The sequence below is a fragment of the Brevundimonas sp. genome (assembly GCF_041688735.1).
Classification (GTDB): Bacteria; Pseudomonadota; Alphaproteobacteria; order Caulobacterales; family Caulobacteraceae; genus Brevundimonas.
This window is the reverse complement of sequence record NZ_JBDNHO010000027.1, coordinates 1-13,833: the sequence shown is the minus strand read 5'-3', so window position 1 is coordinate 13,833 and position 13,833 is coordinate 1. Positions and strand designations below refer to the sequence as shown.

Sequence of the window (13,833 nt, the reverse complement as noted above, 5' to 3'; positions counted from 1 at the left end):
GGCCGTACATCTGGCGTTTGACGAGCTTGAGCTTGGAGATCTGGCCCTCGGTCTGGCCGTTGGACCAGCCGGAGGTGATTGCTGCGCGGACGGCATTGATGTCCCGATCAACCCCGTTGGCGAAGGACGCCATAAGGCTGGCGCGGCCACGCTCGATCCATCCACACAGGTCGCTGTCGGTCTTTCGGCGGATCATCAGATGGAAGGCCGAGACGACCTCTCGAGCTTCGATCAGCGCCGGTACTCCGGCCTCGACAGCGGCAACGGTAACGGTCTCGGCCTTTGTGAGCGTGTCTCGGGAGACCGTCATCAGACGGCTTATGGTTCGGGCAGATGGAATGCGGCTGAGCGTCTCAGCGTTGATCTGTTCGGCGCGCCGACGCCGGGTCGCCCACTCCGTGACAACCCGAAGCGAACCACCGAAGCCCTGCGATCTGAGGCGTCGCCAAAGCTCGGCGCCGTTGCACCGTCCCGCCGACCATTCGGCATCGAGCCATGGCAGATATCCCTCCAACGAGCTTTCTCGCACCCGGAAAATGTCGTTGCGTTGGCCACGAACGATCTGGCGCACCAGGTTGCGACTGTTGCCGGTTCGTCGGACGATCTCTTTGATCGGGAGGCCTTCTTTGGTCAGGGCCAAGACTGCGGCATTGGCTTCTTCGCGCCTGAGATAGCCTTCATACTGAAGGCGTTCAGCGGCACTCAGCAGGGTTGGATTGATGGTCATCGCGCCAACGGCGCTTCGGATCTGGCGCATCGATTTACGAACCGCATCGAGGAAGGCGTGGCTTGCATTCTCCATCAGATGCCAGCGGTCGGCGACCTGGACGGCATGGGGAAGCGCCCTGGAGGCTGCCAGGGCATAGGCACCGCCCCGATCGCGCGCGACGATGGCGATCTGGGGCTGTTGGCTCAGCCACGCTTGAGCCGTGGCGGCTTCGCGGTCGGGGAGCAGGCAGATGGGACGCCTGCGCTCCAGATCACAGATGATCGTTCCGTAGCGATGATTGCGTCGCCAAGCCCAGTCATCAATACCGATGACCGTAGGCCGAGGGACCTGGGGAGAGCCTCGCCGGCGCACGACACGGAGCAGAGTGTCGTTACTAACGGGCAGCAGCAGGCGTTTGGCGAAACTGGCCCCGGGGCGACCGCCCAACGCCAGACCGAGATGGTGAACCAGGCCGTCCAGCCGCGCTGTCCGCCGCGCCCATGGCATCAGAACGGATGCATCAAACCGTTCGGCGAAAATGCGCCGGCTACAAGTCACGAACTCACAGCGAAATCGTCTCACGCTGGCCTGCAGTACCACGGACTTACCCGCTATCGGCAGATCGAACACCTGGCGATTGTAGCGGCTATGAACCCGCCGGCTCGTGGCACCGCACCCTGGACATCGACTGGTCGAGCCCGTGCTCTTGATATGGATGGTGGTGCGATCACCGTCAGGCCAGGCTTCGGTCGTGACGAACCCTGCTGGGATGAGGTTGGACGGAGAAAGGGCTTTGGCCATGATGCTGATCCGGACGTGGACCCCCACGCCAGTCAGCCTGCCAACTTCATCAAAACTGAGTCAGAGCCCCTTTTGGACGCCGATTGACATCCCATTACCTCCGAATCATGGTCGCCTATAGATTCAGAGGCTGATCGTCAGTGCAACTGTAATGCTAGAACAGGCGTTTGCGCTGCATGCTGTCGTCACCGCGCGGCAGGCTGAACAGCATGCCGTCCTCACCGACGATGATCGGGCCGTCAAAACGCTTGCGCGCATCGCCGAGGAAAGCCGCGTAACCATAGTCCAGGGGCTGGGGTGGCACGAGGTGGTTCAGCACTAGCGTGTCCACGCCCGCGGCCTTCGCCGCATCGGCTGCCTGTTCGGGGGTAGCGTGATAGTCGACGATGTCACGCATGACCTGGGCCAGGTTCGCCAGCCCCTTGTCATCCAGTCGCTTTTCGATGGTCGAAAGAAGGGCCGGCTGCAACGCAGCGTGAACGAGGATGTCGGCACCGGCCGCCATGGCGTTCAGATGGGCCGAGACCGCCGTGTCGCCACTGAAGACCACGGTGCGCCCCGCATAGTCGAAGCGATAGCCGACGGCAGCATGGACCGGATCATGATCGACGGTGAACGCCGTCACAACCAGGCCATCAGCATTGTAGACCACGAGCCCGCCAGCGGCCGCTGCACCCTGGATACTGAAGGCGACGGGGGCGGCTCCCTGTCCGGAGGGCGGCGCAATGGCAGCGCCGTGGTGCGCGACCCGATAGCCCGAGTCGAGCCCATAGGCGGCATTGAACCCGGCGGCCACACTATCGACTCCCTCCGGTCCGTACAGGGGCATTGGCCGCGTACGGGTACCGCTGACCCAGCTCTGCAGCAGGACCGGCGGCAGGCCATCGATGTGATCGGAATGGAAATGGGTCAGGAAGATCGCTTCGATCCGCGAGGCCGGAATACCCATTCTCGCCAGGCTGCGGGCAGCCCCCTCCCCGCTGTCAATCAAGAAGACCTTGCCACCGACGATCACGGCGCTGCATGGACCCGCCCGGGTCGGGTCCGGAAAGGGGGACCCGGTTCCGCAGAGCGCGACATTGAGACCGTCAGCCATGTCAGCGACACTGTCGCGACCGACCTGAGTGTTCGCAATGCGCCCCAGAAGGCCTGCCCCGATGGGTCGCTGGCACACGGTCAGCACCCCGGCCGCCAGAGCAACGAGGATGAGACCGGTGAGTGCAACGCGGCGAAGGTTCATGTTTCTGTCTCGGTCCTGAGGTCTGAAGCGGTCGCTTTTGGCCCGCCAAGGGTTTCAATAATGGCCTGCTCGACCAGCCAGAGCCGGTCCTGGCCCCAGGTGGCCAGGTCTCCAAACCGGAACGACGGCACGCCCCAGAGATGATCAGCGAACATGGTGTGGCGATTGTCCTCTGCGACGTCGCGCCAGCTCTCATCCGCCATCCAGACAAGGGCCTGTTGCCAGTCGAGTCCGGCCCGTTCGACCAAATGACGCAGGCCCCGGTCGGACCCGGCATCGATCGCCTCGGCAAACACACCGCGCAGGAATGAGCATGCGAAAGCCGGGCCAGCTCCCGTTGGTATGGCACCGTTCAGGATGGCCAGACCGCGTTCCACCGGCCGCCCCACCGGATCGCAGACGGAGCCAAAAGGTATCCCGAGACGCTCGGCCTCCCGTTTGCAGTCACGCAGGATATAGTTCCGCTTGGCCGCCGGGACCGGAAGGCCGCGCATGACCATGGGCAGGACAAAACGAAGACGCAGTTCCACCCCGTAGTGGCTGACAAGGGCCTGGACCCGTTCCATCGCCAGATAGGTGTAGGGACTTCGGAACGAGAGAAAAATCTCCAGGGCCGGTGTACTCGCATCGGCGGCTCTGACGGTTTCGAGAAACCTTGGCTGCGGGCGCGGTGCCAGGAGGCAAGCCGCCGAACCGCCGGTGCCGCATCCAAGGGCCCTGAGCCGCACCTCGAGGTCGCCGAGACGATCAACGCCCCAATACCATTCACCGGCATGATACAGGGTCGCGCCGAGATAGTGACCGAGCCGTTCCCGCAGGCGGTCGCCAGCCTCAAGCGCCGTGGCGACGGTCGCCGGGGTCGCTGAACCGAAGTCCGCCTCCGCAGCGTCGAGGGACTCACCCGCGCACATGGCTCGGGCGACGACCGGTGCCGCGACCGTAAAACGCCCGGCATCAATGGCGGACTGCAGAATGGAGCGGGCGCGTTCCAGCTCCGGCACCGTCGGTGGCGTCCGGTCACAATAGTCCAGACCATAGGCGGGGGCGAGCAGCGCCGCGTCCCGCCGGGCATACACCGTCAGCTTCTGCCGTTCCGGTGCCGCCCAGTCGGGCGGCGGCGGCACCAGATGCGGAGTAAGTACGACCCCGTATTGCTCGACCAAGCCGGCAAGTCGGCCAGCCATCAGGGCAGAATAGGGGTCATCCACCTGATGGAAATACAGGACTTCATGCGGTTTTCCGGCCCGAACACGGACCGCCTCGAACCGGCGACGCTGTGCATCGCGTCTCCGGTTCGAGGTGATAGCCTGGCTGACCATGGGCCCGATCAGTGCCTTGATCCCCATGGTCGCGCCCTGGCGTCGTCCCCGGTCAGAAATTGCGACGAAGGGTGATGCCCATCGTGCGCGGAGCCTCCATGAAGGCGCTCTGGCTGCCCGCCTGGAAGACCGTGTCGAAAACGATGTTGGCGACCCGTTCATCCGTCAGATTGCGCACCCAGATCTCCGCACCCCAGGCCTTGTCAAGCGTGCCAATGCCGATGCTGGCATTGAGCATGACATAGCCGTCCTGGAAGGAGAGCGGGTCAAGGTCCTGGGCGGTGGCGTATTCCGACCGGAACAGATAGTTGAGTTTAGCCCGCAGACCGAGGGAACCGGTCAGCGGCGTCTCATAGGTGATGCCGCCAGAGATCAGGATGTCGGAGACGAAATTGGGCGTCTTGCCACTCAGGTCCTGAACCCTCTGACCGGCGAGGGCCTGGCCGGCGGTCGGTGTGGCATTGGCAAACTCGGTGAACTGGACGTCCTGAAGGGTGCCGCCGCCATCGATGGTGATATTGTCCGTCAGCCGGATGCGGTAGTCCCACTCCAGTCCCTTGCTTTCCATTCCGCCGGCGTTGGTAATCCGGAAGTTGCTGCCGTCAAAGGCATTGGTCTGGTAATCGTCCAGCGCCTGGAAGAACAGGTTGGCATTGAGCTGGCCCCGACCGTCCCAGAAGCGGACCTTGGTCCCCAGTTCAAATGAATCAACAATCTCAGGGTCGAAAATCACCCTGTTGGGGTCCGCCACCGGGTTGCCCGGTGTTGTCTGCGCGGCCGTGCGGTTGAGATTGAAACCGCCAGACTTGTAGCCCCGGGCATAGCGGGCGAACAGGTTGATCTCATCGGAGAGCTCGTAGGCGGCACTGACCGTGCCGGAGACATCGTCATCATTGATCTTCGCAGAGAACGGATTGACCGCCGGGTAGAGCTGCAGGCTCCGGAGCGCCGCAAAGGGGGCCAAGGGGCCAACGAACTGGATCTGGGAGAGCGGATCGAATGACTGGATCCGATAGTCTGCATTCTTCTCTTCACGCGAGTAGCGAAGCCCACCCGTGATCGCGAGCCGATTATTCACATTGAAGGTCGCCTGGCCGAAAAGGGCCGCGCTGCGGCTTTCGTAGTCATAGTCGTCGTTGACGGCGAGGCCGGCGGCCAGGAACGTGCCCACGGGACGTCCGGTCGCCTGCTCCAGACGGGTCAGGATCGGCACGGTCACCCCGGGCGCGACAGGCACGCGCGGCGTGATCGCCTCAATGTAACTGCGGAACTGGGTGCCGTAACGGAGTTCCTGATCGGCGACGATGTCCTGATTGAACAGGAAACCGCCAATCAGCCATTCGAGACGGGCGTCAGGATCGGCCGAAGCCAGACGGATCTCGAGGGACCCCTCCGTGATGTCCTGACCGGTGGTCTGCTGAAGCAGATCGAGGTTGGTGAAGTCGGCATCGATCGAGGGCAGGGTCTCAAAGGTCCGGCGCGAGGCGATGACGGTCAGGTCCGTCGCGCCCAGGTTCCAGTCCAGCTGGGCCGAAACTCCCTGATCGACCGAGGAATCGTCCAGGGGCTGGGTGGCCGGATTTAGCGCCACATCATAGATGCTGTTGTCGACAAAGCGGCCGGTGACTCCGCCATAGGACCCGGCCGTCCCTGTACGCAGCACGCCCCCGAGCGCAGTGATCGCCGCAGAGGTCGGGCCATAGAAGACGGGTATGGCGGCACAGCAGGCCTCCTCCGTCTCGGAACGGTCGGCGATCAGACGCAGGGTCGCCTCGGGCGAGATATCCCAGAGCAGTTGCCCCTTAACCGACCAGCGCGACCGGTCATTGTAGGTGCCCCCCAGGCGGAAATCGTCGACGTAGCCGTCACGCTCCTGCGAGGTCGCGGTCAGGCGTCCCGCCACGGACTCGCCCAATAGCGGTCCGGTGACGGTGGCCATGAACTGGCGATAGCCATAGTCGCCCGCAGACGCCGTGATCTGGCCGCCAGGGATGAACTCGGGCTGTCTTGTCTGCACGGAAATAACGCCGCCCGACGTATTCCGGCCAAACAACGTCCCCTGCGGTCCCCGCAGTACCTCGATCTGGCTGACATCGGCGAGGTCACCGAGGGCCGCCCCCGGACGGCCCCGATATACGCCGTCTATGAACACACCGACGGACTGCTCAAGCCCCGTGTTCTGGCCCGGGGTTCCGATACCGCGGATAGTGAAGATCGTCTGCGTCGAACCGGTGCTGGAGTTGACCGCAAGGGTCGGAGCCACAATCTGCAGATCGCGCACATCGCGGACCTGGGCGGCCTGAAGCTGCTCGCTTGAATAGGCCGTCACGGCGACCGGCACGTCGAACAGGCTTTCGGCCCGCTTGGTCGCCGTGACGATGATCTCGTCCAGCCTTGTGGGCTCCGAGGCACCGCCTTGCGGGTCCTGCGCCATGGCAACATTGGAAGCGGCCATGGCCGCTGTGAGCGACAACAGCGATATGCCGAGTTTCCTGGTAGTCTTCATAACAAACCTCCCCTTGGCTGCCGCGCTATTAAAAGCTGGAGCCTCCCCACGTCCTGTCTCGCTTTTTACACGCCGGACCTGTCGGTTACGTTAGCACCATAAGTGCCAAAATAAAGTGGGCTTGAGACGATTAAGCTTTGCTGCAGAATACCGTCTTGGCTAAGCGTTCCGGGCGGTCGGCGGTCGGGGGGATCCTGACCTTCCCGGACGCAGTTCTGTCACCGACTATGCCAAGAGGGCCACGTCTTGAATACGATCGTCCGGTTTGCACTGTTTGGCCTCGGGGCCCTGACCCTGCCGCTGGCCGCAGGATTCCTGCTCACACCCGCACGGATCGCCCTACGACTGGGGCTGGAACCGACAGGCCCGGTCGGACTGTCGACTCTGCGCGGCGATTTCTTCGCACTCTTCCTGATGTTCGGCCTTTCAGCGATCTATGCTGCGGTGCGCAACCGGTCGGACGTCCTGATCATTCCGATGATCATGCTCGCGGTCATCATCCTGGGACGACTGTTCAGTGCAGTCCTGGACGGTAGTGGCACAAAGGCCATGCCGCTGATCGCTGTCGAATTGGTGATGCTGGCGACTGTCTTCCTCGGCTACCGGACCCTTCCCTAGCGCAATTCCGCCTCTGTCCGGCGAAAGCGCTCCGGGCTCAGGATTTGAGGGCGATGGCCGCAGCGAAGCGGAAAACGGCACCATACGGCGGCGCGATCAGCCGGCTCGAGTGCCACCGGCCCGCCTCGAACACGCTGCGGGCATGGCTGAACTCCTCGAAGCCACGCTGTCCGTGATAGGCTCCCGACCCACTCTCGCCGACGCCGCCGAATGGCAGGTGTTCATTGGAGAGATGGACCATGGTCGTGTTCACCGAGACCCCGCCCGAGATGGTGCTGTCCAGCACCTGACGGACGACGGCACGGTCATCGCTGAACACATAGAGCGCCAACGGCCGTTCGCCAGCGTTCACCCGGGCGCAGGCCGCTGCAATCGAGGCGCTGCTCAGTATCGGCAGCACCGGTCCGAAAATCTCCTCACGCATGACGGCCAGATCAGCGGGCGGGTCAATCATGACGGTGGGCGCTATCCGCCGGCTTCCGGCAAGGGACGCGGCGTCGTGAGGTGGTTGCAGGATCTGCACCCCCCTGTGTCGCGCCTCGTCGATCATCGCCGTCAATCGCGCATGGTGCCGGTCCGAGACGATGGCCGTGTAGTCGGGGTTGGAAGCGAAGTCGGGATAGAAGATCCCGGCCTGACGGATCACGGCCTGACCCAGGGCCTCGGCCCGATTGCCCTGGACCAGGACATAGTCCGGCGCGACGCAGGTCTGGCCAGCATTCAGAAACCGGCCCCAGGCCAGGGGATGGGCCACGCGGTCCAGCGGAATTGAGGCATCGACGACTACGGGAGACTTGCCGCCGAGTTCAAGCGTGACCGGCGTCAGGTTCCTGGCGGCCGCCTCGCCCACGGAACGGCCGATTCGCGTTGAGCCGGTATAGAACAGATGGTCGATCCGCTCGTTACAAAAGACCTCGGCGACATCCGCCCCACCGGTCACGACCGCAACCTGGTCGGCGGGGAACCTCTCGGACAGTAGGCGGGCCATCAGTTCGCTGGTCCGGGGGGTCAGTTCGGACGGCTTGATCAGGGCCCGGCAGCCGGCCGCCAGAGCGGCAATCAACGGAACGAGGCTCAACTGGACCGGATAATTCCAGGGAGCAACAATCCCGACGACGCCCTTGGGCTCATGCCGGATAAGGGATCGCCCGGGTGCGGCCATTGAGGGCGTCGGCACCGCGCGAACCTTCATCCAGCGCGACAGGTTCTTCTGGGCATGTCGCGCCGCCTTGGCGGTGACGACAATCTCGAGCAGCCGCGTCTCGTTCCGTGATCGCCCGCCGAAATCGGCATCGATCGCCTCGGCAATGGCGTCTTCGTTGTCGACTACAAGGGCTGCCACGATACCCAGGTCGCGCCGCCGGTCGGCCAGCGAGCGTCGGGGGGCCTGTGCGAAAGCGGCCTGCTGAGCCTCGATAAGGGCTCGGATCCTGCCTGAAGCAGGTGGGGCTGTCAGGGTCCCGGTCATTGGGCTGTCTCCAAGATCATAGCGGCGGCAAGGGTGGCGATCATGATGGTCGGGGCATTGGTGTTGCCGCCGACCAGTCGGGGCATGACGGACGCGTCGACGACCCGGAGCCCCTCAACGCCCCGCACCCTCAGCTGCGGGTCGACCACAGAAAGCTCGCCCTGCCCCATCATGCAGGTGCCGACCGGATGATAAAGGGTCTCGGCCCGTGCGCGGACGTCATCCATCAGCGCGGAACGGCTGGTCGTGTCCGGACCCGGCAGCAACTCGGCGCGGCGGTCAAAATCAAACGCTGCCGAACCCAGCACAGTCCGGACGATCTCCAGACCATCGGTCAGGACCTCAAGGTCATGCGGAGCAGTCAGATAGGCCGGGTCGATCGCCGGTGGCACGGACGGATCATCGCTGACGATACGGATCCGGCCGCGGCTCTCCGGATAGAGCACGCAGGCATGGAGCGTCGCCCCGTGCCCGAGCGGCAGTTCGCGTCCGTGCGGCGCGGCCAGACCCGGCGTGAAAACCAGCTGGATGTCCGGAAGGTCGCCGGCCCGGGATGAACGGACAAAGGCGCCGCCCTGGATCGGATTGGTCGACAGGGGGCCCGGCCGCCCGCCCAGCCAGGCAGCGACACCGCCGACCAGGGGCGGCAATCCCCGCAAGGACAGGCCGATCGAGGCCGCGCTACGGGTCGAGATCTGGCCGGTAATGTCGATATGGTCCTGCAGGTTGCGACCGACGCCGGGCAGGTCGATCTCGGGCGTAACGCCTGCGGCGCGAAGATCCGCGGCATCGCCAATGCCCGACAGCTGCAGCAGTTGCGGCGAGTTCACGGCACCGCCACAGAGGATCACCTCTCGCCGGGCGGTGAACTGCTCGTTCTGGCCGGCGATCCCCACCTCCACGCCCCGGGCGACGCCACCTTCGATCAGGATCCGGCGGGCGAGCGCGCCGGTTCTAACGGTGAGGTTCGGTCGCGACAGGGCCGGTTTCAGGAAGGCATCGGCCGCACTCCAGCGGTGCAGGCCACGCTGTGTGACCTGATAGGGACCGAATCCCAGCTGCGCGGCCCCGTTGAAATCGGGGTTGCGCGGATACTGGAGCAGCCCCCCGGCCTCGAAAAAGGCCTCTGTCAGCCGGTTCAGCGGGGCTATGTCCTGCACCGTCAACGGTCCATCGGCACCGTGATATCGGTCTGCTCCGCGCGTCTGGCCCTCGACCTCGCGGAACGCCGGCAGGGCCCTGTCCCAGCCCCAGCCCTCGCATCCGAAGACGTCGCGCCATTCGTCGTAGTTTCCGGGCGCACCCCGGATGTAGTGCATCGCATTGATTGCACTCGAACCGCCCAGGGTCCTGCCCCTGGGCCAGTAAAGCCGCCGGTCGTTCAGCCCGGCCTGGGCTTCGGTCTCATAGTGCCAGTTGTAGGCCCGGGACTGAATGGCGAGGCCCATCAGCATCGGCGTGCGGATCAGGGCACTGTCATCCGGCCCGCCCGCCTCCAGCACCAGCACGGTATGGTCCGCATCACGCGAAAGTCGCTCGGCCAGCACACAGCCGGCAGAGCCGGCACCGACGATGATGAAGTCGTAGATCGCCCCGCGCATCGCTAGGCCGTCAGTTGCAGGATCAGGGACTCAGCCGTCAGGGCCGGCTTGTTCATGCCCCGGATCTCGACCGTAAGCTCATTGCGCAGCAGCCAGCCGGATCCCCGCTGGGTGGCACCCAGGAACCTGTGCCGGGCCCGGATCTCCGAGCCCGAGGGAACGGGGGCGATCAGCCGGACCTTTTCGAACCCATAGTTCACCGCCATCACTAGGCCCTGGACGAGCAGATAGCCGGGGGGCAGCATGGCGATGGCCATGGACAGGGTCAGCATGCCGTGGGCGATGGTGCCGCCAAACGGAGTCTGTGCCGCCGCCACCGGATCGACATGGATGAACTGGTAATCGCCGGTCGCCGCCGCGAACCGGTCGATCCGCTCCTGATCGACCAGAACCCAGTCCGAAAAACCGAGATCGTCCCCCACGCGGCCTGCGAGACTGTCGGCAGAGATGATGTGTGGCATGGGCCTGGGTCTCGCTCGACGGCACGCCCGCCATCTGAGTGGCACTCAAGGCGCAGACCGTGTTTGGGGTTGAATGCTAAGCCGCCCTGAAAGCCAGACGGGGGATGCGGTGGATCGCCTCATTGGTACCCGCGACCGTTGCCAGCCCGACCGGACACGGGAACGGACGGCTGGCTTCATTTCCCGCTCGAGGGCACCGCGCGACCGGGATCATCGGGTCGGCTGCGGTCGCTAGCGGAGCTGCAGTTCGGCGCGTGACAATTGCCCGTTGCGGTCGCTGTCCAGTTGTTGGAAGGCCCGGTCATAGACATTGCGGTCACGGACCATCACCGCCCGGGGGCGCCCGGCCGCAGCCCCGAGACTGATGAAGCGACGAAACTCGGCGGGACTGAGCGCGGCGGAGCGGTCGGCATCACTGGCGACGAAGTCCTCGGCCGGGGTTCCCGCCATGGCCGCGCCTGGAGGCAGGATCAGGCCTGCTAACAGAAAAAGGGTCGCCATCACGTGTCGCTCACTCATTTTGGCAGGTTCCTGAAGGTTCCGGGACTTTACAGGCCCTTCTATATATTGGCATGGTATATGACAATATATAGAAGGGTCCGTTACGAGGGGCCCGACGGGGGACTGACCATGAAGCGGGCCATTTGGATTGGTGGAGCCGTGGCGGGCCTGTTTTTGCTCGGCATCGGTGGCCTCGCGCTCAAGGACTATGTGATCCTTCACATGGCCGGCTGGCGCGGCGGCCCGGTTGGACCGAATCGTCTGGTTGTCTGGGAAGCCGGACCGGCAACGCCGGCGATGGCCTCCGCCGATCGGCCGCCGAATGTGATCGTCATCCTGGCCGATGATCTGGGCTTCAATGACATCAGCCTGAATGGCGGTCTGGGTGACGGCACCGTCCCCACGCCTCACATCGATGCCCTCGCCCGGGGCGGCGCGATTCTGGCCGAGGGCTATGCCGGCAACGCCACCTGCTCCCCCTCCCGCGCGGCCCTGATGACCGGCCGCTACCCAACCCGGTTCGGCTTTGAGTTCACCTCGGTTCCGGTCCAGATGGCGCGGCTGCTGCCGACCCTGTGGCGCAAAGATAATGAAATGCGACCCGTCTTCCGCAGTGACCGGGTGGACCAGGTCCCCCCCTATGAGCAGATGGGCGTCCCGGCCGGCGAGATAACAATCGCGGAGCTGATGCAGTCCCGCGGCTACCACACCATGCACCTGGGCAAGTGGCACCTGGGCGAAACTGCCGGCATGCGACCGGAGGATCAGGGCTTTGACGAGAGCCTGGGCTTTATGGTCGGCGCACAGATGTTCCTGCCGGAACGCGACCCGAACGTGGTCAACTCGCGTCAGTCGTTCGATCCACTCGATCGCTTCCTGTGGGCCAACCTGCCTTACAGTGTCCAGTACAACGGCGGGCAGCGGTTCCATCCCGACCGCTACATGACCGACTATTTGACGGATCAGGCGCTGGCCGGAATCCGCGCCAACCGTAACCGGCCGTTCTTCATGTACCTGGCCTATAATGCACCGCACACACCCTTGCAGGCCCTCAAGTCGGACTACGACGCCCTCTCGCACATCACCAACCACCGTGAGCGCGTCTATGCGGCGATGATCATCGCCCTGGACCGCGGCGTCGGCCGGATCATGAACGAACTGAAGGCCCAGGGGCTCGACGACAACACTCTCGTGGTCTTCAGCAGCGACAACGGCGGGGCCAACTACATCGGCCTGCCGAACATCAACAAGCCTTTCCGGGGCTGGAAACTGACCTTCTTCGAGGGTGGAATCCGGGTGCCCTACTACATGAACTGGCCCGCGCGGATTCCCGCCGGTACGCGGATGTCAGCGCCGGTCTCCCATTTCGACATCTTCGCGACGGCGGCTGCGGCGGCCGGCGCACCCCTGCCGACGGACCGGCGGATGGACGGCGTCGACCTGACACCCTTCCTGGCCGACGGCAGGGCCGGACGGCCGCATGAAGCCCTCTTCTGGCGTTCGGGCGGCTATCGCGTGGTCCGTTCCGGTGACTGGAAACTGCAGGTGCTCGACCGTCCGGCGCGTGTCTGGCTTTACGACCTGGCCAAAGACCCGACCGAAAAGACCAACCTCGCAGCCAGCCGGCCCGAGGTTGTCGCGAGGCTGAGGGCAGAGTTGCAGGCCCATGACGCCACCCAGATGGCCCCGAAGTGGCCGGCCCTCGTCGAGGTACCGGTGGGGGTTGACCGGACCGGTGAGGAACCGATCCGCCCCGGCGATACCTATGTGACCTGGTCGAATTGAGGGCTTCGTGAACATTCACCCCTGGATGATCTGGGCGCTGGCCGCGGGCCTCTACCTCATTTTTCGGCTCTGGTACGACAACTGGCGGGGACCGCTCCGGCCGCATGAGGTCGAGGATTTCGTGGCCCGGGCCGCGGCCCTCTGGCCCCAGGGCCTCAATGACAGGACCCTGATCCGGCGTTTCCTGGAACAGGATGACGGGCGCGAGTTCTTCATGTTCAACTTGATCCATATCAGGCGCGAGCCGGCGGCCGATCCGGTCTCGGGCAAGATCCGCAGTGGAACGGATTTGATGAAACACTATTTCTCGGTCTTCGCCCCGACGCTGATTGCCGGCGGCGGGATCCCGCTGCTGACGTAACGGAAGGTTTCGACCTATGTCGACCCGCTCAATATCCCCGCGGACCCGGGCTGGAGCCTTTTCGGCCTGATGCGCTACCGCAGCCGCCGCGACCTGATGGTGCTCTCGACCAACGCGGCATTCCTCCGGGCCCACGAATACAAGATGGTAGCCCTGACCCATGCCATGGCCTTTCCGACACAGCCGGTCTCCAGCCTGGTTGCCGGGCCGAGGGTAGCCTTGGGGGGTGTCCTTATCCTGGCCGCGGCGCTCACCTACCTGGCTTGGCTGACCCTCTGAGCCAGGTCTTCGGGGTGATCCGGTTTCAATGCTTGTGCACGGCGTGTGGATCGGCGTCCAAAGCGGGACCCCATCTGCATGCCGCTAAGCTACTGGCCACATTGAAGAAAGACCACCGTCGGTGGGGTCCCGAGCGGTGCCGATTATGCGATGGCTGGGGCTCGAAAAACGCTTTGGATCAGTC

At 64.4% G+C, this 13,833-nt stretch carries 12 protein-coding genes; 4 read left to right on the top strand and 8 right to left on the bottom strand.

Annotated elements, in window-relative coordinates:
- The 4 genes from ACESMO_RS03400 to ACESMO_RS03385 all read right to left on the bottom strand — a co-directional run.
- On the bottom strand, window positions 1-1,510 hold a 1,510-nt coding region (locus tag ACESMO_RS03400), incomplete at its 3' end, for an ISL3 family transposase (RefSeq protein ID WP_372706776.1).
- A 154-nt stretch (window positions 1,511-1,664) separates the two neighbouring features.
- The gene (locus ACESMO_RS03395; protein ID WP_372706775.1) at window positions 1,665-2,750 is read right to left on the bottom strand and encodes an MBL fold metallo-hydrolase; all 1,086 of its coding nucleotides are present in this window, start codon (window positions 2,748-2,750) and stop codon (window positions 1,665-1,667) included.
- Window positions 2,747-4,096: a DsbA family protein gene (locus ACESMO_RS03390; protein ID WP_372706774.1), complete on the bottom strand. Its 1,350-nt coding sequence runs from the start codon at window positions 4,094-4,096 to the stop codon at window positions 2,747-2,749. The genes ACESMO_RS03395 and ACESMO_RS03390 overlap by 4 nt, the downstream gene beginning before the upstream one ends.
- Window positions 4,097-4,121: 25 nt before the next feature.
- A complete protein-coding gene (locus tag ACESMO_RS03385) occupies window positions 4,122-6,575 on the bottom strand; it encodes a TonB-dependent receptor (RefSeq protein ID WP_372706773.1) in 2,454 nt (817 codons plus the stop codon).
- A 246-nt stretch (window positions 6,576-6,821) separates the two neighbouring features.
- On the opposite strand from ACESMO_RS03385, the gene ACESMO_RS03380 reads away from it, so the two are divergent.
- The gene (locus ACESMO_RS03380) at window positions 6,822-7,193 is read left to right on the top strand and encodes a hypothetical protein (protein WP_372706772.1); all 372 of its coding nucleotides are present in this window, start codon (window positions 6,822-6,824) and stop codon (window positions 7,191-7,193) included.
- Between the two features lie 37 nt (window positions 7,194-7,230).
- Here ACESMO_RS03380 and ACESMO_RS03375 read toward each other — a convergent pair whose 3' ends face one another.
- The 4 genes from ACESMO_RS03375 to ACESMO_RS03360 form a co-directional block, all read right to left on the bottom strand.
- Entirely contained in the window at window positions 7,231-8,661 is a 1,431-nt protein-coding gene (locus ACESMO_RS03375) for an aldehyde dehydrogenase family protein (RefSeq protein ID WP_372706771.1), read from the bottom strand.
- Entirely contained in the window at window positions 8,658-10,262 is a 1,605-nt protein-coding gene (locus tag ACESMO_RS03370) for a GMC family oxidoreductase (protein WP_372706770.1), read from the bottom strand. The genes ACESMO_RS03375 and ACESMO_RS03370 overlap by 4 nt, the downstream gene beginning before the upstream one ends.
- Before the next feature lie 2 nt (window positions 10,263-10,264).
- Window positions 10,265-10,723, bottom strand: coding sequence for a MaoC family dehydratase (locus ACESMO_RS03365; RefSeq protein WP_372706769.1), 459 nt, complete (start codon window positions 10,721-10,723; stop codon window positions 10,265-10,267).
- 231 nt (window positions 10,724-10,954) lie between these two features.
- Window positions 10,955-11,224, bottom strand: a complete 270-nt coding sequence (locus ACESMO_RS03360; protein WP_372706768.1) for a hypothetical protein — start codon at window positions 11,222-11,224, stop codon at window positions 10,955-10,957.
- A gap of 129 nt (window positions 11,225-11,353) precedes the next feature.
- Between ACESMO_RS03360 and ACESMO_RS03355 the strand changes: the two genes are divergently transcribed.
- The 3 genes from ACESMO_RS03355 (at window position 11,354) to ACESMO_RS03345 (ending at window position 13,649) form a co-directional block, all read left to right on the top strand.
- On the top strand, window positions 11,354-13,009 hold the full coding sequence (locus tag ACESMO_RS03355; protein WP_372706767.1) for a sulfatase-like hydrolase/transferase: 1,656 nt from the start codon (window positions 11,354-11,356) through the stop codon (window positions 13,007-13,009).
- A 7-nt stretch (window positions 13,010-13,016) separates the two neighbouring features.
- Window positions 13,017-13,370 (top strand): hypothetical protein, encoded by a 354-nt coding sequence (locus tag ACESMO_RS03350; protein WP_372706766.1) that lies wholly within the window; start codon window positions 13,017-13,019, stop codon window positions 13,368-13,370.
- A 69-nt stretch (window positions 13,371-13,439) separates the two neighbouring features.
- Complete coding sequence (locus ACESMO_RS03345; RefSeq protein WP_372706765.1) at window positions 13,440-13,649, top strand: hypothetical protein; 210 nt, start codon at window positions 13,440-13,442, stop codon at window positions 13,647-13,649.
- Window positions 13,650-13,833: the final 184 nt, after the last annotated feature.